This window comes from Brevibacillus centrosporus (assembly GCF_046622605.1).
Lineage (GTDB): Bacteria > Bacillota > Bacilli > Brevibacillales > Brevibacillaceae > Brevibacillus > Brevibacillus centrosporus.
In genome coordinates this window covers 1,125,920-1,152,515 of the sequence record NZ_CP176856.1, presented here as the reverse complement: position 1 = coordinate 1,152,515, position 26,596 = coordinate 1,125,920, and the positions used below count along the sequence as shown (strand labels likewise).

Genomic DNA, 26,596 nt, shown 5'->3' with positions numbered 1-26,596 from the left:
CGTTACAAAACTTACGAGTTCATTATATGACCCATGAGTTTTCACTGTCAATTCCATATATTGACCTTGCTTTTCTGGCATGTCAGAATACGGAGGGGTGAGTTCAATGGAAGAAGCAAAAAAACAGCAGATTCTGCACAGAGCAAAGGAAGTTTTTCAGGAAAAGGGCTACGTTTCCGCTTCCATGCAAGAAATAGCGGAATCCTGCGGAATGGCCAAAGGCAGCATCTACAAAATCTTTCCCTCCAAAGAGGATTTGTTCACCGAGGTCTTCGTTGCTTGCCATCAAACGATGTTCGATCACGCGCGGGAAATGGATCGAAAAAACCACGCCGAGCACTTGTCGCCAAAGGAATGTCTAAGGCAAAATATAGAGTTCCAGCTTCAGTACATGCTGGAGAATTTCTTTTTTATGTTTGAATTCACTGAGCTTCCTATCAAGGAAAACGAAAAATTTATAGCGGCATGGAAAAAAAAGCGGGCAACTCTTTTAACCTTGCACAGAGACTGCATATTGGAAACCTATGGGAGCCCCGTCGAAGTCTTCGTGTGGGATGTCGTTGCCATTTACCGTGGAATCCTGCGCGAGTATTTGTACTATACCGTCCGCAAAGTAATTGCGCTGCCGATGTCGGAGCTGGCCCAGTTCATCGTGGAGCGAATCGACGCTGTTGTAAACGATTTGCTCGCTTCAGAAGCGAAGCCCATTTTGCAATCGACCAATACATACTTTCAACATCTCAATCCGCTCGACCCGCTGCACCAGCAGCAAAATGTCTCTGGCTTTCTGGATGCCTTGGCTGCCAAAATTCAGAATCTGTCGATGCCTGCGCCAGCTCGCGACGAGCTTTTAGAGGTCATATCCCTATTGCAGAAAGAGCTGGCACAAGATGCCCCCAACCGCACGCTCATTCACGTGTTCATGACCTACCTGGAGACGATTCCCCAGCTTCGTCCTGATGTGCGCCAGCTTGCCTTGCTTATGTAATGCAAAAAACCACCCTCTCGATGGGTGGTTTTGCTTGATCACGCCTTGTTTTGCAGAAGCTCGCTTTTCAAGCGGTCCAGCTGGCGGAAATGATGACGGTAATGCATTTCGACGAGCTGGAACCATTCCTGACCATTCAGCGCCCCAAACCCGGGGTGCACGATTTTATGCGCAAGTGAGATCTCGTGCAGATGCGGCTCAACCTCTTGCATGCGAGCTGCTGCGGCATTCAGGCCCTCCAGGATTTGCTCCTTGCTCTCTGGTTGGACAGGGGTGTACGCAGGGGAAGGCGGCACTTGAACCCGGATCGGAGGAATCTCTCCCCCTGCAAAGACTTTCTGTCCGATTTCAGTCTTGTCACCTGTCGTCACATCTGATCCAATCCGGCACTTCTCTACATTGGCGAGTTGCATGTATAGGGCGGACTGGTACAAATGCACGTACATTTGACCGATAGACCAGTCGCTTGGGCTTGGCTGTGTCGTGAGCTCCTCCATGGTAAAATGACTCAGCTCTTCGACGTAGCGAGCTGTACTTTCTTGAAAACGTTGCAGCAATTCCTTGGTATTCATCTATCCCCACTCCTTTTGGTTGATAGCCTGATCATACAAAAACGCTACTGACAGCATCATGTCAGTAGCGTTTTATCATTTTTTCGATTTCCTCACGAATTTCTCTCCGAAACATTTCCGGTTCCAGCACCTCAAGATGGGCTCCCCAGCCTAATACCCATTGCTTGACTTCCTCCGTCTGACGAACGCGCAAGGTGATAAGCAAGCCATCGGACGAATCCTCCCACCCTTCGAGGAAAAAATAGTTGGATTCCTTGATTCGCTCGGCAATGTCACTTTGGGCAAGCAGACGCACGTACGTTTTCCGGTCATCCATCGGTTTGTACGCATGAAGATTGAAATCGAGCGGGCGTTGGTACCCCTCTTCTGTTATCGCAAGCTGGCTCATCCGTGACAGCCGGAAGTGCCGCAGGTCGTCGCGCAGATCACAATGCCCGATCATGGTCCATGATCCACCTACAAGAGCTAGCCCGTACGGTGCGACTACGCGGACACTGTCTCTGTTTCCGTCCTCCTCTGCCAAGCTTTTGCGATAATGAAAGGATACTTTTTTGGCATCCAGCAATGCCTGCCTGATCTTCTCCACCCACTCTTTTTCCTGCTTTCCCGCTGGAGTATCACTGGCAAATGCGAGAAGACGCATGGTCGTGAGGATGTTGGCCGCTTCTGCGCGGACTTGTTCCGGGAGCACTGCCTCGATCTTGCTCCGGGAGCTTTTCGCTCTTTCCTGATAGCGCGGATCGAATTTCTGCTCGACAAAATGCGCTCCTATCAGCAAGGAAACGGCTTCCTCCACGGTAAAGCTGACGGGTGGCAAGAAAAATCCCTCCATCAAGGAATAGCCCACTCCCGGTTCTCCTACGATCGGAACGCTCGCTTCGCTGAGTGCCTGCATATCTCGGTAAATGGTTCTCACACTTGTTTCAAAGCGGGCAGCCAAATCTTCTGCACGCACCACACCCTTGCGCTGGAGCTCCAGCACGATGGCGAGGAGGCGATCCGTCTTGTTCATGGCCGGCTTCTCGCTATCAATCTAAGCAGCATGTCGACGTCAGGCAGGCGATAGCCCTCGATTCCTTGGGCATTCAGCACCATGAGGCCGGAGAGGACAGACAGGTAGGAGGAAATGAGCTCTTCCAGGCTGCCTTCTACGATTTCCCCTGCTTGCTGTGCCTCTCGGAATACAGGCAAAAGCCGCGCGATAAACGCATGCATATCGTGGCGGGCTATGAGCTCCTTCACTTTTTCCGGCACACCGTCCGATGTCCGTGCATGATGGATCAGCATGAAATATGGCGTGCCGCTTTCGTCGAGCATTTCCATCGACAGCGCCCGTATTTTTTCGAGTGGCGTTCCCGGCAGATCATACACACCGCTTGTAGCCTCTTCTGCTCCCTTCATCGCATCCTCGATCAGTGTCGTAAACAGCTCTTCCTTGGATGAAAAGTAATGGTACAAGAGGCCATGGCTGATACCCGCCTCTGCCGCAATCATACTCATTTTGGTCCCGATGATCCCGCGGCGGGCAAACACCTTGAGTGCCGCCCGCATGATTTGTTCTCTTCTTTCATCACGAATTTGATGCAGCTGTTCTTCGTTTAATGGCGCCAAAGAATATTTCACTCCTTAAACGGGATGATTTCGTCCAGTATTTCTTCCAGTGACATTCCCTGATGTGTCTGTTGCAGCTCTGCCAACAGCTGCCTTCCCTCGTCACTTGTGCCGAGAATCTCTGACACGGTTTGCGCATTGAAAATGTCGCGTGGCGATTGCGACAGCGTATTCACTCCCCAGTACAAGCCATACCAAGGAAGGTTTTGCTTGGCCGTAGCCTCCTGAAGCAGAAGACTCATGACTCTGCTTACAAAAGTGATGCCCTGCAAAGAATCAGAGCCATCGTACTCGACACCCTCCCACTGGATATCCGTTGCGCAGTTCAGCCACCACGCCGGTTCGATGGCAGCCTGCATGCAGACGAGGACTTGCTTCTCAAAGTCGCGCTGGGGATTCACCTGCTGCTGCCGCAAGCAAGCGTCCAGTTTTTCTGCTTCGATGGCGGCTACCGTCATTCCTTGACCGAAGATCGGATCAAAGATACAAAAAGCATCGCCGAGAATCAGCAATCCAGATGGCCATCGCGTCATCTGCTCATAGCGGTGACGGTACAGCTCAGGGACACGGTAGCTGCGTATGGTCGTCAACGGTTCTAGCCCTTCCAATATTTCTGCGATCAGGGGGCTGGGCAGCTCCGCGATCGCTTGTCTGTATCCTTTCTCATCTGTCGGAGGGTAATTACCGCCTGGCCGATAGAGAAGCATCTCCGCCACTTGATTTTCAATAAAGGAAAATACTCCGGTAAAGGTACCAGTGGCAGGCTGCCCTGCGATGTTGATGACATCCCATTTCTCGATCAGATACGTAAGATGATGGGGTACTTGAAAGCGTTGCGTGCTGTACCCGATGTTTGCTCTCAGAACATCGGGACGTGGCACTTCGTAGCCCATTTCCGCAAGCCACTGTGGCAGCTTGGAAAAACGCCCGCTCGTATCTACTACCAGGTCAGCCCTAGCTTCGGTCACTTGCCCCGGTTCTTTGCGATTCCGGACGAGGACACCCGTGACAGCCGTATGATCGGGAGACGGGAGAAGGCCGATGACATCCTGCCTGTCGAGGACATGGACGTGAGGGATATCTTGCACGCGCCTGCGAATGACCGACTCCAGATTGGCCCTACTGAACTTGATATCGTTTCGCTGGTAAGGACCCGTAATGCTGCCATATTGATTGCTGTTACATACGGTTTTGTTGAAGGACGATGGAGCGCCGTTTGCAACGAGGTCGTTCTCAAAACCTGGAAAGAAGCGTTCTGTTATCATCTTACCACGTGCGGTAAACCGATGGGGGTGAAAAGCATGGGGAGTGCCTAAGCGCTCCTGTGGCTCTGTCGGAAGCTCATCCTTATCCAGGATCAGCACCTCGGTATAGTAATCGGACAGCACTCGCGCCGCCAATAAACCGGCGATGCTCCCTCCAATAACAATTGCCTTTCCTGCCTTTTCCATTTCGTCCATTGAAATCGCTCCTTTTGATAACTTCATGATATAGATTGACTAAATCAGTCAATAAAAAACATGTAAGGAAGAATCCAAAGCAGGAGTGAGGGTTGTTTTTGATTGACTTAATCAGTCAATTGTAAATTACTTCTTTTTTTCGATTCTGTCAATTGAAAAAAAGCCCTTTTGCAGATTGGGCTGCAATTGGGCCTTTCCCCCTTATGCATGAGTATAAAACCCCCGATAAAACAAAAAAATCCGGGCGAACACTTCACCCGGATCTTGCTGCGGCGATTTCTTATTGAGCCGTATAGCCACCGTCTACCAGAAGACTTGTCCCTGTAATGAACGAAGCATCGTCGCTTGCCAGAAACAGCACTGCTTTTGCGACTTCCTCCGGTTTGCCCAGTCGCCCCATTGGATGCAGGCTGACGAGGTGGTCATTCATCGCTTCATTTCGTCCAGCGATCAACGGTGTATCGATGTAGCCCGGACATACAGCGTTGACGCGGATTCCTTCTTTTGCGTAGTCGATTCCCAGCGTCTGGGTCAGCAGCTTCACGCCGCCCTTCGCTGACGCATAGGCAGTCACTCCCGCTTTTCCTGCGTGGCTGTGGATAGAGCCGCAGTTGACGATGGCCCCACCGCCGCCTTGTGCGAGCATTTGCTCGATGACGTATTTGTCGCAGAGGAATACCCCTGTCAGGTTGATATCGATCGTACGGCGCCAGTCATCCATGCTCAGTTTCGCAGCAGGTGCATCCTTCGCAATACCAGCATTAGCAAAGAGAATGTCTACCCGGCCGTATTTCTCGACAGTGGCGCTGACCATATGCTTGACCTCTTCTTCATGGGTCACGTCCGTTTTCACGAAAAAAGCGTCGAAGCCGTCTGCATTCAGCTTGTCCGCCAGCTCCTGACCACGCAAAGAAAAGTCGGCAATAACCACTTTCGCTCCCTCTTTGGCAAACAGCTGGACAGTCGTTTCCCCGATTCCGCTTGCTCCGCCTGTGACGATTGCTACTTTATTGGCAAATCTCATCTTGTTTCCCTCCTCGTTTAACCTGTTACCTGAATTTCTTTATTGTGCAGTACCGCCGCCGTCAATCACGAACTCAGCACCCGTCACATGACCTGCCTCGTCAGAAGCCAGGAACAGAACCACATTGGATACGTCCTCGACAGTACCGAGACGGCCTGTAGGCACGCCTTTTGCCAATTCTGCTGTGGAGTGCTTGGTTGTTTCTGCCGCATATTCCACCATTCCCGTCTGGATGTAGCCAGGGTGAATGGAGTTTACACGAACGCCTTGCTGTGCATACTCGATCGCTGCATCCTTGGTCATGATGCGTACAGCCCCTTTACTCGCGCCGTACAATACATGTCCTGGCGCGCCGATCAGACCTGCGATGGAAGAAGCGTTGATCACGGAGCCTGCTTTTTGTTTGGCCATGACTGGCATTACGTGCTTCATGCCTAGGAATACACCAGTAACGTTGATGGACATCAGTCGGTTCCAATCATCCAGCGTGATTTCTGCCAAAGGTTTAATGATATAAATGCCTGCGTTGTTAAACAGGATGTCTACTTTTTGGTATTGTTCAACGGCTTGCGCCACAACCTGCTGCCACTGCTCTTCTTTGCTCACATCATGAGCGATGGCGAGTGCGGAACCACCCGAATTCTTGATTTCGTCTACAGTCTGATTCGCACTGTCCAGATTAATATCGGTTACCACAACTTTTGCGCCTTCCCTCGCAAATCGAAGAGCCGTATGCTTGCCGATCCCGGTTCCTCCGCCTGTGATAATCGCTACTTTTCCTTCCAATCTAGCCAATGTAAACGCCTCCGTCCAATTTGGGTTTGCTGCATCATATCTTCCTTACAACCTCATTATAGACTTCCTTTTCATTAAAAAATATGTAAAGATATTTATCGTTAGTTTAGTGAAACTTAAGTAACGAGGTGACTGTTTATGAACCTGGAGCAGCTCGAATCGATTATCGAAATCGCAAAATCCGGGTCTTTGACCAAGGCCTCCCAATCCCGGCATGTGACGCTTTCCGCTATCAGTCAATCCTTGTCCAGCTTGGAGGCAGAGCTCGGGATTACGTTGTTCACTCGCTCGCGCATGGGGGCCGCTCCGACAGCTGAGGGTCTCAGCATCATTCAAAAGGCGTTTGAAATCCAGAAAAAACTGCAGGAAATCCAGGAGGAAGCGCAGGGCTATGCCAACACGATGGTAGGCAATCTGCGGCTTGCGACCATCCCGGGGCCAATGAACTTGCTGGTAAATGCGGTCGCGCGCTTCAAAAAGGATTATCCCCAAATCCGACCGGAAATCGCCGAAAAGGGCTCTCAGGAAATACTGGAAGATATTCGCCACGATAAAATCGACATCGGTTTGCTCATCGTTTCCGAGAGCCTGGTACAAAAAAATGCCGGCTTGGTGTTCGAACACCTCCTGGAAGGAAAAATGGTCGTGGGTGTCAGCAGAAAATCCCCGCTTGCCCTAAAGCAATCCGTGACACCGGAAGAGCTGCTCCCGTATCCGTTTGTCCTGTACAATGACGAGTACGTGAAAAGGTTTGTCGACGATTTTGCCGTGAGATACGGCCCCATCGACATCCTGTTCACCACGAATAATACGGATGCGATCCGCAGTGCCGTACGAGAGGAAATGGCCGTCACCATAGGCTTGGACTACTCCTTTATTAATGAGCCAAACAACCTTCGCGAGGACTTTGTCGCTCTCCACATCGACATCCCCAAGCAGCAGCCTATCTATCTGGGCTGGGTACAGTCGGAGGAGAGGCATTTTGCCCGGGTCGCCAGAGGGTTTACCCAACGATTGAAATACGACCTGCGAAACTATCACGAGCTTTTTCTCGCTAGAGAGTAAAGGCAGTGTCGCTCATCACGAGCAGCACTGCCTTTTTGTCAAAACATGCCTTATTGATTCGGTGCAGCAAAGGTCGCTGTTTCCTTCCCGTCGATGACAAGCGCGGAGTGAGCTTTCACGATCTGATTCTCATATGAAAAATCGCTTGCCGAGAAGTTGGCGATCACCTGCAGGTCCGCTCCAAAAGATGTTCGCTGTACCAGCCGGTCCTCCGTTAAAATCGCAAAGTCCGTCATAGCGCGCTGAACCGCTTTTTGATGCAAAGGGGACCAGACGCTCAGATGAGTGGTGATCAGCTCCTTGTTCGCCTCCCACGCCTTATCATCGATATGATAGAGCGGCGGCACATTGTAGAGCAGCTCGCTCAGCATTCTCGTTCCGACCTCGCCTTTGATTTTCAAGCTGTCCCACTCCCAGTGATGCGTTGTAATCACCGAGTCGTTGTAGACCAGCTTGAACAGTGGCAGCGAATAGGCCGGATCGATGTAAACATGACGGTACACCTCTTTGATCGGGACCTGCTTGCTGTAGCGCTGTGGAATTTCTCCTGCTGGCGACCAGTAGCCTCCTACATAGTACGGGCTCGTTTTGTTTTCCCGCATATCCGGATCTGCCCATTTGATCACTGGCGTCTCGATTCCGTGGGCAAAGGCGATCGTCTGGCTCGCAAAGTCATTCCCCGTCTCCGAGCCGATGACCAGCTGCTTTTCGTCGCGAATATAGTCCATCCGCGCCAGCTTTGCCTGCATATCCTGCTCTTGTGTCGTGGTGCGTCCAGGGGTGTAGTCATCGTTAAAATCTCCGGCTGCGTCCACATCAATAAACCAGGAATTGAAAGCCACACCTGTACCCATGATTTCATCCATGCGCGCTTTTACGCTGGGGAGAGACAACGTCGGGTTGAGCAGTCTCCCCTCCCCGAGAAAGCCCGCTTTTTTCTCGCCGTTTTTCTTGGTGATGGTGGCGTTCTCATACAAGGTTTTATCTGGGAAAATGGCGGTGTTCCAGTCCTGGTTTTCCTCCTTGTGAATGGAATGGTACGAATCGTAGCTGGCGATCAAATAGCCCATTTCACCCGCTTGTTTCACAAACTCGGGCTTCATGTAAGCTGCCGTCCAATCAGCAAGCCCGATCCACGCATGCGAAATCCCCGCTCCCTGCAGCTTATTCAAAAGCTTCGTTGAATCGGTCGCGCCCCATTGCTCGACCTCTGTGGCCGTCTCTTGTAACACACTTTTCAGCAAGCGCTTGTTTACCTCGTACAGCTCTGGCTCGTTCAACTGCGCGACCCCTTTGGCAACCAGCGCCTTCGCTTGCTCGTCCAGCCGGGGAAAGATCTGCGGGCTGTAAAAGTCTCGGGAACGCAGGACGTAGTTGAAGCCGTTCAAGAGAGCTTTCTTTTGATAGGCATCGACGTAATCCTGCTTTTGGATATCCTGGAATTGCTGGATACTCTCTTTTCCGTCTTCGCCGTTTTGTTGCAGCAGCTCCGTCATCCAGTCGAGGAATGCTCCCTGTACCCGATTTTTCAGCTGCCCCCATTTGAGGTCGTCTTCCCCTAAAAAGGATTTGTTCCACAGGTAGAAGTGCGGCGCGCCGTACAGCTTTTCTACGTTCGGATTGGCCGCAGCTTTTTCCGCCAGCGCCTTGTATTCGCCCTTCTCCTTCACGTAGTTTTTGTACACTTCCGCGATACTTACCGGATCGTTGTCGGTCACGTACAGACGAAAGCTGTAGCTCTTCTTTGGATTGACAGTAGGAAACTCGTGCGTAAAGGACAGGGAGATGGCGGGATCCACTTCCCCTCTCCCAGCGGAAGCATGTAGCTCGTCCCACTTACTGTCGGCCATGTAAAGCTCTCTGCTCCGGTAGACTCCAGCTGAACCTGCAGGTAATCCCCCTTCTGCTCGATGGCGATCTTCATCTGATCATCCGGGTACGTCCAGCTCACCCGATGTTCGTCTTTTTGTAAATTGGACACCTTTCGTTTGGGCAACGGCTCGGACACGCTCTCTTTTACCGACACTCCCTGCTCGCATCCCGTAATCATCGCCAGCGCTAGGAAAATGGCTGCTAGTTTTTTCATGTTATCCTCCATATATCGTATTACTACTTAAATCGTATTACGAGGTACTAGGCGCAAGACGTCCGCCACAGATGAGCTTATCTCCTCCTGCGCGACCGCTTTTTAGTCCTCTAGTGACAGACCTGCCTCGGGGAACCGCTTTTTCTTTTGCCTGTCTACGAACCACTCGGCTGAGCGGAACAGAAGATATCCGAGTAAAGCACCTATTATGTTTAGCAGCAAATCATCGACATCAAAGCTGCCCAAGGCAAACCAAAACTGCAAAAACTCGATCGAGAGACTAGCTGCCATTGCCGTAAGAAAACCTCTATCGAGGCCACCTCAAGGAGGAGCGACCGCGTTTTAGTGGAAAGTTTTCATGCGCTCCAGAATTCATAAGCAGTACGCTTATAAATTCTTATACGGTAAAAAACACCCGATGGATGCTTTGAAAGGAGGAGAACAAGATCGGCACGAGTATCCCCAACGGCAGAAACAGCCCTACATTCCCAAGCAAGTTGTACAGCATGTTGGACAAACCGATGCTCTCCGTGTGAAAAAAGTAATCCTTTAACGTATGAAGCGGCTTCGTATTTTGAAAGATGTGGGTGTATTGAGGAACACCGTACTCCAGCATGCGCTGCTTCCCAGCAGCCATCTGCGTATGTACTTGTCCACGAGCGGCATAGACTCCGAAAGCTGACGGCTGCAAAACAGCTTGCTGACCACTTGTTCTGCATACTCTTCCAATTTCATCGCTTATTCACTTCCCTCATGACAGAGCGCGACCAAGTGGCTCAGTGTCTGCCAGTCTTTCATTTTTTCCTGCAAGATTCCACGTCCCTGCTTGGTAATGCGGTAGTACTTGCGTCGTCCTCCCTCGTTTGCTTCTCCCCAGTAGGACTCGACTGCCTTCAGCGTTTCCAGCCTCTTCAGCGCAGGGTACAAGGTCCCTTCGCCGATCTCGTAGACTTCGTTGCTCTTTACGCGAATCAACCGGGCCAGCTCGTAGCCGTATTGATCCTTCTGGGCAATCAGCGAGAGCAGCAACAGATCGATGCTCCCTTTTAAAAGCTCCTTGTTCACAGTAACAACTCCTTCCGTGACATGAATAGAGAGTACCACAGCATACATCGTAATACAAGGTACTTTGAAACCGGTAATATATGCTTCCTGTCTGTTTACGAATATTGACAAAAAGAACAAATGTTCGTACAATAAAAGAACAGATTATTCTCCAGGAGGCGCATGTATGGCAGCTCAAACGAACCTCGCTCAAACCGTTCAGCTTGCTTTTTATCACCCTGACCATAAAGATATCCTGTACTCTTTTGACTTGCCACAGGAGCAAATGCAGTTCACTGGCATGCCCACTGACGTGCTCGAGCCTGCCATCCAAGACGAGCAGCAGTATCCGATCGTCATTCTGGCAGATTCCCGGCCAGTAGGTTTTTTCATTTTGCACAATAGCGAGACCCGTATCGAATACACAGACAATGAGACAGCCCTCCTCCTGCGCTCCTTTTCGGTTAACAATGCCGACCAGGGAAAAGGGTATGCCAAGCAAGCCCTCTTGCAGCTAAAGGATTTTGTCCAACAGAGCTTCCCTCAGGTAGAAGAGATCGTGCTCGCTGTGAACATGCGAAATCTCGCTGCTCGTCAGGTCTACTTGAAAACAGGCTTTCTGGATGAGGGACGTACGAGAATGGGTGCAATTGGCCCACAACATGTACTCGTCATGCCTGTTCGCTAGAGTGTCAAAAAATGCAAAAGCCGCCGAGCAAGAACCTCGACGGCTTTTTGGGTTGGAATCCATTGTCCTGTTTTTATCTTCTCATTCTTTTTTCTTAGGGAACGTTGTCGTGACATACTGATCGTTTAATCGAGCCTTGGCAATATAGAAGATTTGCCCCGCATGTTCAGACAAATGAGCAAGCATCTGCAGACAGATGTCCAGGACAGTGGCTTCTTTGTTCATTGCACTTTGTGCTGGCGGATTATCCATGTAAGGCTGCTTGAGAAAGTCTTCCTCTGACATTCCTTTCACGACTTGAATGAGAATGTCAAAGGATTGCTCGAATGCAGCAATAGCTTCATCCTTGCTTACCACCAGCGACGAGTGAAATTCCTTGTCCCTGTCGCGAATTTCTTGTGGGCCAAAAAAGATGGCTTCAACGCGATGGCGGACGGTCTCCCGAATGTGTAAGGCGAGATTCGCGATGCTGTTGCTCTCTTCGTTGGGTGACCAGAGGATGTCTTCCTCGGATAATTGACTCACGACTGCAACACTCCGGCTTTTGAGGAGAACAAACTTCGAAATCAGACTATCTGCTAAGTTCGAGTGCATATCCATTCCTATCATCACCTTCACCAAATGTTTGTTCCCTTATTATACCATTTGGCTATCATGCAGGATAAAACTTTATTCTCATCCGGCATCCTGTAGTAACATAAGAGTGAACAGGAGGAGATTGCAGATGACCATGCCGGAAGAAATCTTGGACAAGCTCAAGCTATTTATCTACCAGCAGGACGAGATCGCCAAGAAAAAGCAGCAGTACATCCAAAAGGAGATTATCGAGCTCGCGTTGATCAGCGAACCAATCTCTCTCGCTGAAATTCACGTTCTCGATTACATAGGCAGTGACCCCAACCTGAATGTGATCGGCATTTCCAAGCAGATGAACATGACCCGGGGCGCCATTTCCAAAATTACCGCCCGCTTAGAGCGAAAAGGCTTGGTCGTGAAAACCCAGCTGCCCTCCAACCAAAAAGAGGTTTTCTTTCAGCTGACGCCGACTGGCCAGAAGCTTTGGGACCTGCACCGCCGTGATAACCAGAACAAACGCAATCACTTTTTGAATCTGTTCCAAGGCTACAGTGAAGCAGAGCTTTCTGGCATTATTCACTTTCTAGATGATATCCTGCGCGAAGGCAGCCGCATCCTGGAAGCAGATACCTAAGCTAGATCCTGTCTGCCTGGTCCAGCCACAAGCGATAGCTTTTTACAGTCGCTTCCCCGTTAAAAAAGTCTTTCTCTACGGCTCGTTCAAAACCGAGCCTTTCATAGAGCTTCACGGCCGCTTCCATCATGTCGGTCGTGTGCAAATGCAGCGTGGAGGCACCGATGGCCAAGCATCGCCGGATACTTTCGCGGATGAGCTGAACGGCAATTCCCTGCCCTCTCGCTTGCGGCGATACGGCAAGAAACCGGATAATCGGGGAATGAATCGCAAGCTCGGGCTTGCCATAGGCTGCCTCTGAAGACGCGAACAGCTGCACGCTGCCTACGATCTCTGTCTCCTTGCGCGCCACGAGAAAAGCAAACGTGCGCTCTCCTGCTGCAGACTTCCTCATCTCTTCCTTGTAAAGCTCCCATCTTTTCGCCGACAGCTTCTGTTCATACTGCTGATAGGCCTCGATCAGATGTTTCTCGAGCGATTCACGGTCCCTCCCTTCTGCGTCCTGTATCGTGATGGAGTGAATTCCTCTCATGTCGATCGCCCTCCTGGTTTCCCTACGTTAAAAGGCAGGCACTACTGCAACACCGTATTTGTCTTCGATGAATTTTTTCACCTCAGGGGTCGTCAGGGCAGCGTCCAGCTTCTTGATTTCCTCACGATTCTCGTCACCTTTGCGTACGACGATCACGTTTGCGTAAGGAGAGTTAGCCCCTTCCCGGAACAAAGCGCTGTTTGGATCGATTTTCGCTTCGAGTACGACATTCGTATTGATAACCGCTCCGTCCAGATCGGGGAGTGCACGCGGCAAGGTAGCTGCCTCTGCCTCGATAAACTCCAGCTTCTTCGGATTTTCCGCGATGTCTTTTGGGGTAGCCTCATATGTCGTCAGCCCATCCTTGAGCTTGATCAGCCCTTGCTCCTGCAAGAGGGTCAGCGCTCGAAACTCGTTGGAAGGGTTGTTCGGTATGCCGATCTTCGCGCCTTCCTTGATTTCGCCGGCAGATTTCAGCTTATCGGAGTAAAATCCGATTGGCTCTACATGTACCTTGGTCGTAACGGCAAAATCAAACCCTTTTTCCCCGCGAACCGAGTCCAGATAGGGGACGTGCTGGAAGAAGTTGGCGTCGATCTGGTTATCCTTTAACGCCGGGTTCAGCTGCCCTTCATCATCGAGAATCACGACCTCCAGATTGACTCCTTCTTCCTTCAGCTTCGGCTTGATAAACTCCAAAATCTCAGCATGTGGCACAGGGGCCGCTCCTACCTTCAGCGTAACCTCTTTTGGAGCCTCCACTGTTTGCCCTGCGCTGGGGCTTGCCTGAGCGGCTCCCCCACCAGATGCCTGATTGCTTGCGTCAGAACCGCAGCCAGCCAGCATCACACTAACCCCCACTAGCAAGCTGAAAACGACGACCAAACCTTTCTTCATGCCCATGCCACTCCCTTATCAGATCTATGTTTTCTCTTTGGACTTACTCGAATTTGTAACGCTTTTTGTTGATCGATTTCGCGATAGAGTCACCTGACCATTGAATGATCTGAACCAATAGAATAATGACGATGACGGTGGCGATCAGGACGTCCTCACGAAATCGTTGGTAGCCAAAGCGGATAGCCAGACTGCCCAGCCCGCCAGCGCCAATCGCTCCCGCTACCGCCGTAAACTCGGTGATGCCGATGATCCCGATGGTAATCCCGCGAACGAGCGCAGGAAGAGCTTCCGGGATGAGTACCCGAAAAATGATCGTAAGAGGAGTCGCTCCCACGGATTTCGCCGCTTCGATCTTCCCGGCACTTACTTCTTTGAGCGAGTTTTCGATGATCCGTCCCAGAAAGGGAGCTGCTCCGATGGAAAGAGAGACGATCGCAGCGGTCGGTCCCAGTGACGTGCCCACAATCAGCCGGGAGAGAGGCAGCAGCAGGACGATCAGAATGATCAGCGGCAGCGACCTCACCCCGTTGATCACGGTGCCAATGGCCTTGTTCAGCTTGGGCTCCTCCAAAATGCCTCCCTTTTCCGTAACGACGAGCGTGACACCGAGCACAATCCCGATGGCAAGGGCAAACAGAGACGACCAGAAGACCATGTAGAGGGTTTCGAGCAGCCCTTCCCAGAGCAGCTCTAGCAAATCGTCTTTCATATCCCTGCCCCCACTCCCTCCATCACATTGCGTTTGTCGCGGTAATGATCGATGATACTGACGAAGCGTTTGGCCGTATCGCTTTCCGGGCGCAGGAAAAATTTTTCTACCGAACCGGTTTCGACGATTCTGCCTTTTTCAAGAACGGCCATGTTGTTGCAAATATGCTGCAGCACGTCCAGCTCATGGGTAATCAGCACGATCGTCAGGTTCAGCTGGCGATTGATTTCTTTCAGCAGCTCCAAAATGGAGTACGTCGTCTGCGGGTCGAGCGCAGATGTCGCCTCGTCACTGAGCAGCAAATCCGGCTCGTTGACCAACGCACGGGCGATTCCCACGCGCTGCTTCTGCCCGCCGCTCAGCTGAAACGGGTAGACGTTTTCCTTGTCCCCGAGTTGAACCAAATCGAGTATCTCGCGGACCCGCTGCTGGATATAGCGATTGGGATGGCCCGCTACCTCCAGCGGAAACGCGACGTTCTGGTAAACGGTCTTCGCATCGAGCAGGTTAAACTGCTGAAAAATCATCCCGATCTTTTGACGCGCCTGCCGCAGCTCTTTTTCGTTCAGATTCGTCACGAGCCTGCCGCCGATCTCGATGGTGCCGAAGTCCGGTTCCTCCAGCCGGTTGAGGCAGCGGATCAGGGTCGATTTCCCCGCGCCACTGAAGCCGATGATGCCAAAGATGTCCCCTTTTTCGATGGTGAGATCAATATTTTGCAAAACGGTGATCGAGCCTTTTGCCGTCTTGTAGGTTTTCGTGAGGTTGTGAATGCCGATCATATGGCTTACCTCCCCTCCAGTGCGGCCAGCGCGGCTTCCGCCAGATAGTGCACGCTCTGTTGCAGGGCTCGATCATCCAGCGTGAATCCGGGGTGATGCCATTCATGCGTACCAGATGTCCCGATAAACACAAACGATCCGGGTATCGCGGACTGATAGTAGGCAAAATCCTCTCCCGCAGGAGACGGCACGGGGGCGACGACCGCAAGCCCTGCCTTTTTGGCCGCCTCAACGGACAGCCTCGACAGTCTCTCATCGTTGCGAACAGCAGGTGGCCCCTCAAACCAGCTCAGACTGATTTTGGTTCCATAGGCAGCCGTCACGCCTTCGATAATCCGTCGGAAGTGCTCGGGAATTTTCGCCCGCACCTGCTCCTGGAAGGTTCGCACGGTCCCACCCAGAACCACTTTGTCCGGGATCACATTCCAGGTCGATCCCCCGTGGATGCTGGTAACGCTGACCACCGCATTGTGCAACGGGCTGATATTGCGGCTGACGATGGTCTGCAGGGAGGACACGATCTGGGCAGCAGCCACGATCGGATCGACGCCCGCCTCGGGGATTGCCGCGTGTGTTCCTATCCCTTCGATCTCGATATCAAAGCCGTCTACTGCTGCCATCAGAGGACCCGGCAGTATTCCCACGGTTCCGGTTTTCAAATCCGGTTTGTTATGCAATCCGAAGATCGCTTGCACACCTTCCAGTGCACCGCTCTCGATGATCCGTTTTGCCCCCGTCCCTTTTTCCTCAGCAGGCTGGAAGATAAAGCGCACCGTTCCTTTTAGCTGCTTCTCCTGTGTTTTCAGCAGATAGGCAGCGCCGAGAACAGCCGCCGTATGAAAGTCATGACCGCATGCGTGCATCTTTCCCGAGATTCGGGAAGCGTATGGCAATCCCGTCTCCTCCTGAATGGGCAGGGCATCGATGTCAGCCCGCAACGCAACGATCGCTCCATCCGCACTGCCGCTCACTTCCGCTATCACCCCGGTTTGCAGAGGGGCTTCTAGGATACGGATACCCGCTTCCGCAAGCCACCCACGGATGGAGCGTGTCGTCTCCACCTCTTCATAGGCGACCTCCGGGTATTGGTGCAGGTGACGGCGTATTTGTATCAGCTGGGGGGTGAGCTGTGCTGCCATTTCAGCAAAATCTTGAATTCCCATCCACCGTCCTCCTTTTCAGCTACGCCATTTGTCATTACGATTCAACGAGTGAATTTCGTGCGACGAATCGGTTGACCGGCTTGTGAAGTCCGAGATGATCGCGCAGCGTATCTCCTTCGTAATCCAGACGGTACAAGCCCCGCTCCTGCAAGATCGGAACGACTTTGTCTACAAAATCCTCCAGACCTTTCGGCAGGATCGGTGCGACGAACATGAAGCCATCTGCCGCCCCTTGGGTAAACCATTTCTCCAGGACGTCCGCGATTTGCTCTGGTGTGCCGATCAGCTCTTGATTGACTCCGCCCTCCAGCAGCGCGTACAGCTCGCGCAAGGTCGGGTTCACTTTTTGGATCAGCTCCGTCATCCGTTCAAAATGGCTCTGAATGCCGTTGTCTTGCGGGAACTCCACTTCCGCTGCCAGAGTGTCCAGCGTGTATTTGCTGAAATCCACCTTGCCCAGATAGCCTGATAAAAAGCGCAGACCTTGCTCAGGCAGCAGCAGATCGCTCAGCTGCCGATGGATCGCTTCGGCTTCTTCCTTCGTATCTGCCACGATCGGGGAAATGCCCTGCAAAATATGGAGCTGGTCAGGAGTTCGACCATAATCCGCCAGCTTTCCTTTCAGGCTCTTGTAAAATTCCTGCGCCTTTTGAAAGTCCTTTACGTGCGAGAAGACGACTTCCGCGGTTCTCGCCGCGAGACGCTGTCCGGGCTCCGATGCTCCCGCCTGGACGATCACGGGCTGCCCTTGCCGCGACCTGCCGATGTTGAGCGGGCCTTGGACGGAGTAATACGTCCCTTGGTAATTCAACCGATGCATTTTCTGCGGATCGAAGTACACCCCCAATTCCTTGTCTTGCACAAAAGCGTCGTCTTCCCAGGAATCCCATAGCCCCTGCACCACATCGATGAATTCTTCCGCTTGTTTATAGCGCTCGTCGTGCTCTACGTGACTCGCACGGCTGAAATTGCGTCCGGTTTCCCCTGTCGCATCTCCTGTCGTGACCATGTTCCAGCCTGCGCGGCCATCGCTGATGTGATCTACGGACGCGAACAGACGCGCCAGATTGTACGGCTCGTGATAGGTCGTCGAAGCTGTCGCGACCAGACCGATCTTGGAGGTAGCTCCCGCCAGAGCTGCCAAAAGTGTCGTCGGTTCAAAGCGATTCAAAATATTTGGATGGGAATTTTCATTGACCGCCAGACTGTCCGCGATAAAAGCAATGTCAAACTTCCCCCGCTCGGCGATCTGCGCCATCTTTTGGTAAAACGCAAGGTCAATGCTGGCATTGCGCTGCGCTTCCGGCAGTCGCCATGACGCTACATGAATCCCGGTTCCCACCAGATAGGCTGAAAAATGGATTTGCCGTTTTTGGGTCATCTTTTCTCCTCCTGTTTCCTGCCCTGAGCTTTCCTGATCCGTCACTTATTTGCTGGCATACGCGCTCTTGAAGTTTTTCAGTTCGTCTACCGTGACTTGTGTCGGAATGTAGTTTCCTTTGTACGTCTCGGTGATAAAGTCAGAGACTGCTTTGGACTGATAGATTTCCACCAGCTTTTTGAGGTCTTCGCGGTTTTCGTTTTGCTTGGTTGTCGCGATGATATTGATGTATGGTTTCGCCGTATTGCTCTCATGGAAAATAGAGTCCTTCAGCAAAAATCCTGCTTCCACTGCTACCCCGTTATTGATGATGGAAGCAGCAACGTCCTTCATGACACGCGGCGTAGTCGCTCCATCGACAGGGACGATCTCGAGATGTTTCGGGTTTTCCTTGATTTTGTCCGCGCCGCCAAATCCGTCGAAATTGTCTACGACTGTAATCAAGCCCGCTTCCTGCAAGAGAACGAGTGAGCGCCCCCAGTTGGAATCGTCGTTTGGTACTGCGATCTTGGCGTTGTCCGGGATTTCTTCGATTTTCTTGAACTTATCCGAATAGATCCCCAGCGGCGCGATGATCGTGGAACCGACAGGAACGATCTCGGAATTGTTTTTCTGGTTGAACTGATCGAGGAAAGCGACGTGCTGGAATGCGTTTGCGTCGATATCGCCTTCGAGCAGGACGGTGTTCGGGTTCACGTTGGCGTTCAGCTGAACCAGCTCGATGGAAAGCCCCTCTTTTTGCGCCTGTTCTTTCACGAAATCCCACGTACGGCTTTCCGACCCGCGAATCCCGATTTTCAGTGTTTTCGAAGTGGATGCTTCATCTGCTTTTCCGCAACCGACTGCTCCTACTGCTGCTAGAATGACGAGTAAAAACAAAATGGCTATTTTCTTCATGGATGTCTCTCCTGTCCGTTACGATGACGGTTCTATTTTCTGCGAATTTTACGTGCCAGCCGGTTGCCGAGCGACTGAATGCCCTGTACCAGAACGACCAGAATGATGACGGTCGCGACAATCGTAATCGTGCTAAAGCGTTGATACCCGTAGGTGATGGCCAAATCGCCGATCCCCCCGCCTCCAACGGCCCCCGCCATTGCCGTAGCACCGATCAGTCCAATCGTAGCTGTCGTGATGGACAGAACGAGTGAACCGAGCGTCTCCGGAATGAGGAAGCGGAAAATGATCTGCAAGGGTGTCGCTCCCATCGCTTCTGCGGCTTCGATGATCCCTGCGTTTACTTCCAAAAGCGAGTTCTCGATCAGGCGGGCGATGTACGGTCCCGTGTAAATGACCAGCGGTACGATCGCCGCAGTCGTTCCGATGGAGGTTCCGACGAGTAATCGCGTAAACGGGATGATCGCCACCAGCAAAATGATGAACGGGACGGAGCGCAGTACGTTGATGATCGGGTTCAAAATCGAGAATATCGCTTGGTTCTCCAAAATGTGGCCTTTGCGCGTGACGACCAAAAGAATCCCCAATGGTAATCCGATTAGTGTGGCAAAGACCAGGGAGACCCCTACCATGTACAGTGTCTGATAGATGGCTTGCCATATTTGCTCTGAGCTGACTTCCATCGCTACGAAATCTCCTTCACGGTTACATTTTGCTGCTGGATGTATTGGTAGGCACGAGCAATGTCCGCCGCGCTGCCCCCTATTTCCACGATCATGTTGCCAAAGGGCACGCCTTGCAGCTCCGAGATGTTGCCGAACAGCACATGGACCTGGGTCTGGAACTGCTTTGAGACCTGGGACACAACCTGCTGGCCCGAGTTTTCACCAACGAAATGGATTTGATAGATTCTCGATTGCCCCCGGCTGTTTGCCAATGCCTTGTAAACACTTGGCGGAATGTCGTCACGGATGACCGATTTCACGAAATTACGTGCGGTTTCCGTCTGTGGATGCGCGAACATATCCAGAACCTCGCCTTGCTCCACAACCGTTCCATGCTCCATGACCGCTACCCGGTTGCAAATCTCTTTGATCACATTCATTTCGTGCGTGATCATAAGAATCGTGATGTTGTATTCCTTGTTCACTCTTTTTAAAAGCTCCAGAATCGATTCCGTCGTTTGCGGGTCCAGTGCGGAAGTCGCTTCATCACTCAGCAGAATGGACGGGTTTGTCGCCAAGGCCCGCGCGATCCCTACACGCTGTTTTTGTCCCCCGGATAATTCATCTGGAAAGCTTTTCGCCTTATCGGATAGTCCCACAAAGGACAGCAGCTCGGCTACTCGCTCCTGCACGACTTTTTTGGGAGTCTGACTCAGGAGCAGCGGCATTGCCACATTTTCAAAGACGGTTTTGGATTCCAAGAGGTTAAACTGCTGAAAGATCATCCCGATGTCCTTTTTCACGCGGCGAAGCTCTGCAACAGACAGCATCGTCAAATCTTTTCCATCGACAATGACTTTTCCCGAAGTTGGCCGCTCCAATAGGTTCACCGTACGCAGCAGTGTGCTTTTTCCAGCGCCTGAAAAACCGATGACCCCAAAGATGTCACCCTTTTCTACCGTGAGCGTAACGCCCTTCAGCGCTTCGATAATCTTCCCGCCGCTTTCGAACTTCTTTTCGACCTGCAAAAATTCAATCTTTTTTTCTTTGGGCAGGGCGTGCCTTTGCTCTTGTACTTCATTTCGCCCACGGAATGTAACTGTCTGCTCCAGCAAGCTCAATTCGTTTCCCACTCCTTTTTTCATGTGCGGGGATAAGCAGGGTTTGCCCGCCCTCCGCTTCACCCAGGCTGAGGATTTACTCGGCTTTCAGGAAGGATTCCAGACGATCCAGCTCCGTGTGAAGCAAAGCCTCAAACTTGCCATCCCCTCCAATTTCGACTACGGGAATCAGACGCGAGCCGTATTTGACCTCCAGCACATCGCGCAGCACGTCCTTGCCCTCTACATCAATCCATTCGTACGGGTAATCGTGCGCCGCCAAAACGGATTTTACATTGTCGCAAAAGGAGCAGCCATTTCGCCCCCAGAGAATTACTTTTTGTTGAACTGCCATTTTCATTTCCTCCCTTAGGCATCTGGCCAAAAAACAAAGAGACCCCAATGCCCGCTCCTAATGAAAGAAAGAGGAAGGCGAAATGAGGTCTCCAGTGGTCTGGTCGACGATTTCTTTAAATTCATATGTGTTTACTTGGTATTTGTATTCTAGCGCTCGTTTTCGCATTCGTCAACCGTCTTTTCTCGTTCATCCGACAGGAATTTTCATTGACTTTCCCCCATGCGTTGGATAAAATCCAAGTAAATAAATAAGAAATTAATGTTTTGACTTTTCCCACTTCCATCTATCCATATTTACCAGCTGACTGGACCACCAGAGGCCGCTTAGTACATCTACGACTAAGGGCCTTTTTGCGTTCATTTTACCGATAAGGAGAGATATGACTGTGACACTTACCTTGAGCATTTTGGATCAAACCATTATTCAAAGCAAAGAGACGTCCACGCAAGCATTTCAGCATACGATTCAGCTCGTCAAAATTGCGGAGAAGCTCGGCTACCATCGCTTCTGGGTATCGGAGCATCACGACCTGGACAATGTAGTCGGTTCCTCTCCTGAAGTCCTCATCTCCCATCTGCTTGCCCATACCACGCGCATCCGCCTTGGCTCCGGCGGGGTGATGCTGCAGCATTACAGTCCTTATAAAGTAGCGGAAAACTTTCACATCCTCGCCTCCCTTGCCCCAGGACGAGTAGACCTCGGAATCGGCAGAGCGCCAGGGGGACTCCCGCTATCCACACGTGCCCTGCAACAGGAGGGGGGCTCGACTCGCTCCCTCGAAGAAAAGCTGGTGGAGCTGGAGAAGTTCCTCCACAACAACCTCGAGCCCGAGCATCCGCTGCATGGCTTAAAGGCGATTCCCAATCCCTCTCAGCCAGCAGACCTGTACTTGCTGGGAACCAGTGTCGCGAGCGCTGAGCTGGCCGCACAGCGCGGTGTTCCCTACGTCTTCGCACAGTTCATCAACAGCGATGAGTCCGTTAGTCTGGAAGCGATCACGACGTATCGGGAACGGTTTGTCCCTCGTGCGATCGCCAAGCCCCAAGCGATTCTCGCGCTGTCTGTGATCGTCTCAGACACAGACGAGAATGCGAGGAAGCTCGCTAATGAAAACGAGTTCGTCAAAATCAATCTCGCAAGCGGCAAGACGATCACAGTAAACAGCCTGAAAAAAGCGGAGGAATACGGGAAGCACACGAGCGAGCCGTACACCATCGAGGTAAAGGAGCCAAACATCATCGCTGGCTCAAAAGAGACCGTGCGCAAGCGGCTGCTGGAAATCCAGCGAACCTATCAGGTAGAGGAAGTCGTCATCATCACCCCGGTTAAAGACTTCCAAAAGCGCGTCACTTCTTATGAGCTGCTTGCCGAAGCTTTTTCGGAACAGCCCGTCACGAACAACCTATAATAACGAAAGAAGCTGCCCCTCTGTACAATGCAGGGAGCAGCTTCTATTTTTGTGTCCTGCTAGACAAGCGCTTCATCAGATTTGGCAGCATAACGATTGACCGGAACAGGAATCCCCAGGTTTCCGCGCAGCGTATCCGCTTCGTACTCCGTGCGGAATAGTCCACGCTCCTGCAAGATCGGAACGACCTGATCGACGAAATCGTTTAGGGCTTGTGGAAGACTGGAGCTAACAATAAAACCGTCTGCACCGCGCTCTTCAAACCACTCCGCAGCGAGATTCGCCACCTTTTCCGGGGTGCCCATGAACAATGGACGGGGCGTCGTCTCCTGAAGAGCGACCTGCCGCAGAGTCAGATTGCCTTCCTTTGCATCTCGCTTGATTCGCTCTGTTGTACTTCGAAAGCTGTTTTGGCCGATATCGCCCAGCTCAGGGAATGGCGCGTCGAGATCGTAGACGGAAAAATCGTGATGATCGTAGTATCTGCCCAAGTATGCCAGGGCCTGCTGGATCGATACCAGATTCGCCAGCTCCTGATACTTCTGCTCCGCTTCCTCCTCCGTACGTCCAATGATCGGCGCGATCCCCGGCATGATGAGCACCTTCTCAGGATCTCGCCCTGCTGCAGCGGCCCTGCCTTTTACATCCTCGTAAAATGCCTGGGCATCCGCCAAGTTCAAGTGCCCCGTAAAAATCGCATCGGCCCATGTCGCAGCAAAGCTTTTCCCATCCTCTGAAGCGCCCGCCTGAAAAATAACTGGCTGTCCCTGCTTCGATCTGCCGATGTTCAATGGGCCCTGCACGGAGAAAAACTCCCCTTTATGGTTGAGCGCATGCATTTTTTTCGGGTCAAAAAACACGCCGGATTCCTTATCCCGCACAAATGCATCTACTTCCCACGAATCCCACAGCCCTTTGGCTACTTCCAAATACTCTGTCGCGATCCGGTAGCGCTTGGCATGATCGGGATGCTCCTCGACGGTTTTGCTGTAATTCAAGGCAGAGCCCTCCAAAGGCGAGGTCACGACATTCCACCCCGCTCTTCCCCCGCTAATATGATCGAGAGATGCGAGCTGTCTGGATACGGTGAAGGGCTCGCTGTACGAGGTCGATATGGTCCCGACAAGCCCGATGCGTGACGTTACCGCAGCGAGCGCAGACAGGATCGTGAGCGGCTCAAACCGGTTCAGGAAATGGGGAATGGACTTTTCGTTAATAAACAAGCCATCCGCGATAAAGACAAAATCAAACTTTCCTGTCTCCGCCTTTTGTGCCTGTGAGGTATAGAACCCAAAGTCGATGCTCGCATCCGGTTGGGCGAGTGGATGTCTCCACCCCGCGATATGCCCGCCCACCCCATGAATGAACGCACCAAGTTTGATTTGCCTGGAAGTGCCCATCGTATGAATCCTCCTTTGTTGTGAAAAGAAAAAGGCTCCCTCACGATTGCTTCTGCAAAGTCAGGGAGCCTTCAGTTGTCTGATCGGCTAATGATACATTCAGTTTAATTTAATTAATTCCTATCGGTCAAGTAAGAATCATATTTTCCACATAATCGGTCACTCGCTACTTATGGCACTACTCATCTTCCAGCGTAACCATCGACTTGATCACGCCGCGATTGGGCTGAATCAGCTCTTCGTGATTTTCGGCAAACTGCTCGAACGGAATCTTCTCCGTGATATAGGCAGAGGAGTTGATTTTTCCTTCGTTCATACACCCAATCACGTATTGAAAATCCTCCAGCGTCGCATTGCGGCTTCCCATCAAGGTAAGCTCCTTGGCATGGAAGTCCGGATCAGAGAAGGCGATCTGTTCCTTGACCAGACCGACATAGACGAGAGTCCCACCATGGGCGACGAAATCAAAAGCGCCCGTCATGGAATGCTTATTGCCGGTCGCATCGAAAACGACTGTCGGCAGATCCTGTCCGTTGAGCTGACGTATGCGTTCCTTTGGCTCAGAAGAAGCCAGCACGATCTCGTCACACTCTGCCCACTCCTGGCAGAAGGAGAGTCTCTCTTCGCTCATATCCATAGCGATGACCTTTGCTCCCTGCAGCTTGGCAAAGCGGGCGACACCCAGACCGATAGGACCTGCTCCGATCACAAGTACGGTCTCGCCAGGCTGGATTCGTGCGCGACGAACCGCATGGGCACCGATGCAGAGCGGTTCAACGATCGCCGCTTCTTCCCAGGAAAGATTCGGTACGGGCAGGACATGTGTCGCCGGAACGACGATCGATTCGCGCATCCCTCCGTCGATATGTACCCCCAGTACTTTCATTTGCGTGCAGCAGTTCGTTTTCCCGCTGCGGCAGGAAATGCAGGTCCCGCAATGCATGTAAGGAATGACCGCCACTCTGTCTCCAGCCTTCAGATTGGTGACAGCAGCTCCTACCTCTGCGACCTCACCTGACAGCTCATGACCAAGCACACGCGGATAGGCAAAAAACGGCTGATTGCCGCCAAACGCGTGGATGTCCGTTCCGCAAATACCGATTCGTTTGATGTTCAGCAATACCTCGTTCTCTCCTGGGCTTGCTGGAGCTTCCGTCTCGATGAGCTCCATTTTTCCCGGCTCCTGGCATACGATTGTCTTCATCCTCTCTATACCCCTTTCCTAGTCGCTTATCCCAAATTCCGTAAAGCCTGTCGGATACCGTGCTGCGCGATTTCCTCCGCATACCTCGTGGCCTGTGCCGTTAGATCCGCTACTTCGTTCAAGTCCTCTCCCCAAATACTCGCCATGCCGAGGTAGCTTTCTACTGCAAGAGCCAGGGACGCTGTCGTGCTGTTTTCCCGCACCTGCTTCCACAGCTCGCCAATAGCGTGAACATGCTCTGCCTGATCGCGAATCTCGTATTCCGTACCGTCTTCTCGCACACCGTAAAGGCTCTCTCCTTCCATGCGTGCCACCCGGTAAAAGAAAAAGCTGGCCACAAGCCCAAACACCAACGCCTGCGGCAGTGCTCCTTTTGCCTTTTGATAGGCATGCATGCTAGGAAGTACGCGAGTCACGAGCTTGGATAATCCATTCAAGCTAATATCGAGCAGACGGTGCTGCAAATACGGATTGGAAAAACGCTGCAGGACGTCTTCGATATACGCATCCGCAACTGCCTGAACCTCTGGTGCCAGCGACTCTTTGATTTCCTCCTGCATGGCACGCAGCAGGTAAGCCCGAAGCTTTGGATCATCCACCGCTTCCCGCACTGTATCCGCACCTGCCAAATAGGCAACAGAGGCAAGCAGCGTATGAGGTGCGTTCAACAGCTTCACTTTTCGTTCGCGATACGCATCAATCCGGTCGAAATAGACGCGCAAATCCGGCTGCTGAAACGGCAGCTCCTCCGCCAAGCCTTCTGGTCCTTCTATGACAAACAGATGGTACGGCTCACTCACTGTCAAAAGCTCATCGCGATAGCCTAGCCTGTCCTCCCACACGTTTTCCTCGCCGTGCGGATAGCCTGTCACGATCCGATCGACCAGCGTATTGCAGAAGACACACGCTTCCTTCATCCAGGTGAAAAAGGCTGAGGGCAGGCCCCAATGCTTGGCTGCCCGTTCGCAAAGCTCCTGTAGCACTTCGCCATTTTTCTCTACCAGCTCGCACGGCAAAAGAATCCAGCCTGCATCCGCCGCCCCGGAAAAATGCAGAAAGCGATGGTACAAAAGAGCCACCAGCTTGCCTGGATAGGAAAGGGGAGCAGTCAGCGGATCGTACGCCTCCTCACTCCATTGCAGTCCAGCTTCTGTCGTATTGGAAAAGACGAACCGGATGTCGCGCGACTCTGCGACCTGCAATACTTCCTGCCAATTCTCATATGGATTGATCCCTCGACTGATCACGTCAATCCGCTCGACTCGCTCGACCGCCTCTCCCTTTTCCAGCCCGCGCTGGACCAGTGTAAACAGACCATCCTGGCGGTTGAGCTTGGGTACGACTTTGCCCCTCGGTGTCGGCTGAATGGCGACAGAACGTCCATGGAAGCAGCCTCTGCGGTTCATGCTGTAGAGCATCCAGTCAATAAATCCACGCATGAAGTTGCCTTCTCCGATTTGCAGGACGCGCTCAGGGAATTCACCCAGCTCCACGCTTACTCCTGAAGCTTGAAGGGCGCCGCGGCTCAAGCCGGGAACCTGCTTTTGCTCCATA

The 26,596-nt window shown here is 52.1% G+C and carries 30 protein-coding genes; 5 read left to right on the top strand and 25 right to left on the bottom strand.

Features of this window, described 5'->3' with window-relative positions; all coding sequences use genetic code 11:
- Positions 1–106: 106 nt before the first annotated feature.
- Positions 107–988, top strand: a complete 882-nt coding sequence (locus ACLIN2_RS06220) for a TetR/AcrR family transcriptional regulator (protein ID WP_328210067.1) — start codon at positions 107–109, stop codon at positions 986–988.
- Between the two features lie 38 nt (positions 989–1,026).
- On the opposite strand, the gene ACLIN2_RS06215 is transcribed toward ACLIN2_RS06220, so the two are convergent.
- From ACLIN2_RS06215 to ACLIN2_RS06190, 6 genes are all read right to left on the bottom strand, one after another.
- Positions 1,027–1,560 (bottom strand): DinB family protein, encoded by a 534-nt coding sequence (locus tag ACLIN2_RS06215; protein ID WP_411503531.1) that lies wholly within the window; start codon positions 1,558–1,560, stop codon positions 1,027–1,029.
- A 61-nt stretch (positions 1,561–1,621) separates the two neighbouring features.
- Positions 1,622–2,572, bottom strand: a complete 951-nt coding sequence (locus tag ACLIN2_RS06210) for a helix-turn-helix transcriptional regulator (protein ID WP_411503530.1) — start codon at positions 2,570–2,572, stop codon at positions 1,622–1,624.
- Positions 2,569–3,171 carry a TetR/AcrR family transcriptional regulator gene (locus tag ACLIN2_RS06205; RefSeq protein ID WP_092266462.1) on the bottom strand — a complete coding sequence of 201 codons (603 nt, stop codon included), beginning with the start codon at positions 3,169–3,171 and terminating at the stop codon, positions 2,569–2,571. The genes ACLIN2_RS06210 and ACLIN2_RS06205 overlap by 4 nt, the downstream gene beginning before the upstream one ends.
- An 8-nt stretch (positions 3,172–3,179) precedes the next feature.
- Positions 3,180–4,631, bottom strand: a complete 1,452-nt coding sequence (locus tag ACLIN2_RS06200; RefSeq protein ID WP_411503529.1) for an FAD-dependent oxidoreductase — start codon at positions 4,629–4,631, stop codon at positions 3,180–3,182.
- A gap of 280 nt (positions 4,632–4,911) precedes the next feature.
- The gene (locus ACLIN2_RS06195) at positions 4,912–5,655 is read right to left on the bottom strand and encodes an SDR family NAD(P)-dependent oxidoreductase (protein ID WP_411503528.1); all 744 of its coding nucleotides are present in this window, start codon (positions 5,653–5,655) and stop codon (positions 4,912–4,914) included.
- 39 nt (positions 5,656–5,694) lie between these two features.
- Entirely contained in the window at positions 5,695–6,450 is a 756-nt protein-coding gene (locus ACLIN2_RS06190) for an SDR family NAD(P)-dependent oxidoreductase (protein WP_411503527.1), read from the bottom strand.
- Positions 6,451–6,588: 138 nt separating this feature from the next.
- Between ACLIN2_RS06190 and ACLIN2_RS06185 the strand changes: the two genes are divergently transcribed.
- Complete coding sequence (locus ACLIN2_RS06185) at positions 6,589–7,515, top strand: LysR family transcriptional regulator (protein WP_328210063.1); 927 nt, start codon at positions 6,589–6,591, stop codon at positions 7,513–7,515.
- A gap of 50 nt (positions 7,516–7,565) precedes the next feature.
- Here the strand turns inward: ACLIN2_RS06185 and ACLIN2_RS06180 are convergent, their stop codons facing one another.
- From ACLIN2_RS06180 to ACLIN2_RS06160, 5 genes are all read right to left on the bottom strand, one after another.
- Entirely contained in the window at positions 7,566–9,314 is a 1,749-nt protein-coding gene (locus ACLIN2_RS06180) for a glycoside hydrolase (RefSeq protein ID WP_411503526.1), read from the bottom strand.
- On the bottom strand, positions 9,230–9,601 hold the full coding sequence (locus ACLIN2_RS06175) for a hypothetical protein (protein WP_411503525.1): 372 nt from the start codon (positions 9,599–9,601) through the stop codon (positions 9,230–9,232). The genes ACLIN2_RS06180 and ACLIN2_RS06175 overlap by 85 nt, the downstream gene beginning before the upstream one ends.
- 102 nt (positions 9,602–9,703) lie before the next feature.
- Positions 9,704–9,892, bottom strand: coding sequence for a VanZ family protein (locus ACLIN2_RS06170; RefSeq protein WP_122923435.1), 189 nt, complete (start codon positions 9,890–9,892; stop codon positions 9,704–9,706).
- Positions 9,893–9,998: 106 nt separating this feature from the next.
- On the bottom strand, positions 9,999–10,292 hold the full coding sequence (locus ACLIN2_RS06165; protein WP_411503524.1) for a hypothetical protein: 294 nt from the start codon (positions 10,290–10,292) through the stop codon (positions 9,999–10,001).
- A 47-nt stretch (positions 10,293–10,339) separates the two neighbouring features.
- Complete coding sequence (locus tag ACLIN2_RS06160; RefSeq protein WP_122923437.1) at positions 10,340–10,666, bottom strand: PadR family transcriptional regulator; 327 nt, start codon at positions 10,664–10,666, stop codon at positions 10,340–10,342.
- A gap of 166 nt (positions 10,667–10,832) precedes the next feature.
- On the opposite strand from ACLIN2_RS06160, the gene ACLIN2_RS06155 reads away from it, so the two are divergent.
- Positions 10,833–11,333, top strand: a complete 501-nt coding sequence (locus ACLIN2_RS06155; protein WP_411503523.1) for a GNAT family N-acetyltransferase — start codon at positions 10,833–10,835, stop codon at positions 11,331–11,333.
- Between the two features lie 81 nt (positions 11,334–11,414).
- On the opposite strand, the gene ACLIN2_RS06150 is transcribed toward ACLIN2_RS06155, so the two are convergent.
- Positions 11,415–11,927 carry a DUF1572 family protein gene (locus ACLIN2_RS06150; RefSeq protein WP_281274559.1) on the bottom strand — a complete coding sequence of 171 codons (513 nt, stop codon included), beginning with the start codon at positions 11,925–11,927 and terminating at the stop codon, positions 11,415–11,417.
- A gap of 130 nt (positions 11,928–12,057) precedes the next feature.
- Here ACLIN2_RS06150 and ACLIN2_RS06145 point away from each other — a divergent pair, with 130 nt between their 5' ends.
- The gene (locus ACLIN2_RS06145) at positions 12,058–12,543 is read left to right on the top strand and encodes a MarR family transcriptional regulator (RefSeq protein ID WP_122923440.1); all 486 of its coding nucleotides are present in this window, start codon (positions 12,058–12,060) and stop codon (positions 12,541–12,543) included.
- A 1-nt stretch (position 12,544) separates the two neighbouring features.
- On the opposite strand, the gene ACLIN2_RS06140 is transcribed toward ACLIN2_RS06145, so the two are convergent.
- The 10 genes from ACLIN2_RS06140 to ACLIN2_RS06095 form a co-directional block, all read right to left on the bottom strand.
- The gene (locus ACLIN2_RS06140) at positions 12,545–13,075 is read right to left on the bottom strand and encodes a GNAT family N-acetyltransferase (protein WP_411503522.1); all 531 of its coding nucleotides are present in this window, start codon (positions 13,073–13,075) and stop codon (positions 12,545–12,547) included.
- A gap of 27 nt (positions 13,076–13,102) precedes the next feature.
- Positions 13,103–13,978, bottom strand: coding sequence for a MetQ/NlpA family ABC transporter substrate-binding protein (locus ACLIN2_RS06135; RefSeq protein ID WP_411503521.1), 876 nt, complete (start codon positions 13,976–13,978; stop codon positions 13,103–13,105).
- A 37-nt stretch (positions 13,979–14,015) separates the two neighbouring features.
- Positions 14,016–14,684, bottom strand: coding sequence for a methionine ABC transporter permease (locus ACLIN2_RS06130; protein WP_411503520.1), 669 nt, complete (start codon positions 14,682–14,684; stop codon positions 14,016–14,018).
- Positions 14,681–15,466: a methionine ABC transporter ATP-binding protein gene (locus ACLIN2_RS06125; RefSeq protein WP_411503519.1), complete on the bottom strand. Its 786-nt coding sequence runs from the start codon at positions 15,464–15,466 to the stop codon at positions 14,681–14,683. The genes ACLIN2_RS06130 and ACLIN2_RS06125 overlap by 4 nt, the downstream gene beginning before the upstream one ends.
- Positions 15,467–15,471: 5 nt before the next feature.
- A complete protein-coding gene (locus tag ACLIN2_RS06120; RefSeq protein ID WP_411503518.1) occupies positions 15,472–16,629 on the bottom strand; it encodes an amidohydrolase in 1,158 nt (385 codons plus the stop codon).
- A 34-nt stretch (positions 16,630–16,663) separates the two neighbouring features.
- On the bottom strand, positions 16,664–18,010 hold the full coding sequence (locus ACLIN2_RS06115) for an LLM class flavin-dependent oxidoreductase (RefSeq protein ID WP_411503517.1): 1,347 nt from the start codon (positions 18,008–18,010) through the stop codon (positions 16,664–16,666).
- Between the two features lie 45 nt (positions 18,011–18,055).
- The gene (locus ACLIN2_RS06110) at positions 18,056–18,907 is read right to left on the bottom strand and encodes a MetQ/NlpA family ABC transporter substrate-binding protein (RefSeq protein ID WP_122960472.1); all 852 of its coding nucleotides are present in this window, start codon (positions 18,905–18,907) and stop codon (positions 18,056–18,058) included.
- Between the two features lie 32 nt (positions 18,908–18,939).
- Positions 18,940–19,590 (bottom strand): methionine ABC transporter permease, encoded by a 651-nt coding sequence (locus ACLIN2_RS06105; RefSeq protein WP_411503516.1) that lies wholly within the window; start codon positions 19,588–19,590, stop codon positions 18,940–18,942.
- Between the two features lie 2 nt (positions 19,591–19,592).
- Positions 19,593–20,609, bottom strand: coding sequence for a methionine ABC transporter ATP-binding protein (locus ACLIN2_RS06100; RefSeq protein ID WP_411504515.1), 1,017 nt, complete (start codon positions 20,607–20,609; stop codon positions 19,593–19,595).
- Positions 20,610–20,769: 160 nt separating this feature from the next.
- On the bottom strand, positions 20,770–21,027 hold the full coding sequence (locus tag ACLIN2_RS06095) for a glutaredoxin family protein (protein ID WP_400583829.1): 258 nt from the start codon (positions 21,025–21,027) through the stop codon (positions 20,770–20,772).
- Between the two features lie 388 nt (positions 21,028–21,415).
- On the opposite strand from ACLIN2_RS06095, the gene ACLIN2_RS06090 reads away from it, so the two are divergent.
- Positions 21,416–22,438: an LLM class flavin-dependent oxidoreductase gene (locus ACLIN2_RS06090; protein WP_411503515.1), complete on the top strand. Its 1,023-nt coding sequence runs from the start codon at positions 21,416–21,418 to the stop codon at positions 22,436–22,438.
- A 59-nt stretch (positions 22,439–22,497) separates the two neighbouring features.
- Here the strand turns inward: ACLIN2_RS06090 and ACLIN2_RS06085 are convergent, their stop codons facing one another.
- From ACLIN2_RS06085 to ACLIN2_RS06075, 3 genes are all read right to left on the bottom strand, one after another.
- Positions 22,498–23,838: an LLM class flavin-dependent oxidoreductase gene (locus ACLIN2_RS06085; RefSeq protein WP_411503514.1), complete on the bottom strand. Its 1,341-nt coding sequence runs from the start codon at positions 23,836–23,838 to the stop codon at positions 22,498–22,500.
- A gap of 178 nt (positions 23,839–24,016) precedes the next feature.
- Positions 24,017–25,042, bottom strand: a complete 1,026-nt coding sequence (locus ACLIN2_RS06080; RefSeq protein WP_411503513.1) for a zinc-binding alcohol dehydrogenase family protein — start codon at positions 25,040–25,042, stop codon at positions 24,017–24,019.
- Positions 25,043–25,068: 26 nt separating this feature from the next.
- Positions 25,069–26,595, bottom strand: a complete 1,527-nt coding sequence (locus tag ACLIN2_RS06075) for a tagaturonate reductase (RefSeq protein ID WP_411503512.1) — start codon at positions 26,593–26,595, stop codon at positions 25,069–25,071.
- Position 26,596 lies beyond the last annotated feature (1 nt).

Coding starts and splice junctions, on each gene's coding strand:
- ACLIN2_RS06175 (WP_411503525.1), bottom strand. CDS start 9,601: ATGAAAAAACTAGCAGCCATTTTCCTAGCGCTGGCGATGATTACGGGA.
- ACLIN2_RS06095 (WP_400583829.1), bottom strand. CDS start 21,027: ATGGCAGTTCAACAAAAAGTAATTCTCTGGGGGCGAAATGGCTGCTCC.
- ACLIN2_RS06075 (WP_411503512.1), bottom strand. CDS start 26,595: ATGGAGCAAAAGCAGGTTCCCGGCTTGAGCCGCGGCGCCCTTCAAGCT.
- ACLIN2_RS06080 (WP_411503513.1), bottom strand. CDS start 25,042: ATGAAGACAATCGTATGCCAGGAGCCGGGAAAAATGGAGCTCATCGAG.
- ACLIN2_RS06130 (WP_411503520.1), bottom strand. CDS start 14,684: ATGAAAGACGATTTGCTAGAGCTGCTCTGGGAAGGGCTGCTCGAAACC.
- ACLIN2_RS06170 (WP_122923435.1), bottom strand. CDS start 9,892: ATGGCAGCTAGTCTCTCGATCGAGTTTTTGCAGTTTTGGTTTGCCTTG.
- ACLIN2_RS06105 (WP_411503516.1), bottom strand. CDS start 19,590: ATGGAAGTCAGCTCAGAGCAAATATGGCAAGCCATCTATCAGACACTG.
- ACLIN2_RS06085 (WP_411503514.1), bottom strand. CDS start 23,838: ATGGGCACTTCCAGGCAAATCAAACTTGGTGCGTTCATTCATGGGGTG.
- ACLIN2_RS06115 (WP_411503517.1), bottom strand. CDS start 18,010: ATGACCCAAAAACGGCAAATCCATTTTTCAGCCTATCTGGTGGGAACC.
- ACLIN2_RS06185 (WP_328210063.1), top strand. CDS start 6,589: ATGAACCTGGAGCAGCTCGAATCGATTATCGAAATCGCAAAATCCGGG.
- ACLIN2_RS06220 (WP_328210067.1), top strand. CDS start 107: ATGGAAGAAGCAAAAAAACAGCAGATTCTGCACAGAGCAAAGGAAGTT.
- ACLIN2_RS06200 (WP_411503529.1), bottom strand. CDS start 4,631: ATGGACGAAATGGAAAAGGCAGGAAAGGCAATTGTTATTGGAGGGAGC.
- ACLIN2_RS06215 (WP_411503531.1), bottom strand. CDS start 1,560: ATGAATACCAAGGAATTGCTGCAACGTTTTCAAGAAAGTACAGCTCGC.
- ACLIN2_RS06145 (WP_122923440.1), top strand. CDS start 12,058: ATGACCATGCCGGAAGAAATCTTGGACAAGCTCAAGCTATTTATCTAC.
- ACLIN2_RS06110 (WP_122960472.1), bottom strand. CDS start 18,907: ATGAAGAAAATAGCCATTTTGTTTTTACTCGTCATTCTAGCAGCAGTA.
- ACLIN2_RS06140 (WP_411503522.1), bottom strand. CDS start 13,075: ATGAGAGGAATTCACTCCATCACGATACAGGACGCAGAAGGGAGGGAC.
- ACLIN2_RS06120 (WP_411503518.1), bottom strand. CDS start 16,629: ATGGGAATTCAAGATTTTGCTGAAATGGCAGCACAGCTCACCCCCCAG.
- ACLIN2_RS06210 (WP_411503530.1), bottom strand. CDS start 2,572: ATGAACAAGACGGATCGCCTCCTCGCCATCGTGCTGGAGCTCCAGCGC.
- ACLIN2_RS06135 (WP_411503521.1), bottom strand. CDS start 13,978: ATGGGCATGAAGAAAGGTTTGGTCGTCGTTTTCAGCTTGCTAGTGGGG.
- ACLIN2_RS06195 (WP_411503528.1), bottom strand. CDS start 5,655: ATGAGATTTGCCAATAAAGTAGCAATCGTCACAGGCGGAGCAAGCGGA.
- ACLIN2_RS06150 (WP_281274559.1), bottom strand. CDS start 11,927: ATGCACTCGAACTTAGCAGATAGTCTGATTTCGAAGTTTGTTCTCCTC.
- ACLIN2_RS06125 (WP_411503519.1), bottom strand. CDS start 15,466: ATGATCGGCATTCACAACCTCACGAAAACCTACAAGACGGCAAAAGGC.
- ACLIN2_RS06155 (WP_411503523.1), top strand. CDS start 10,833: ATGGCAGCTCAAACGAACCTCGCTCAAACCGTTCAGCTTGCTTTTTAT.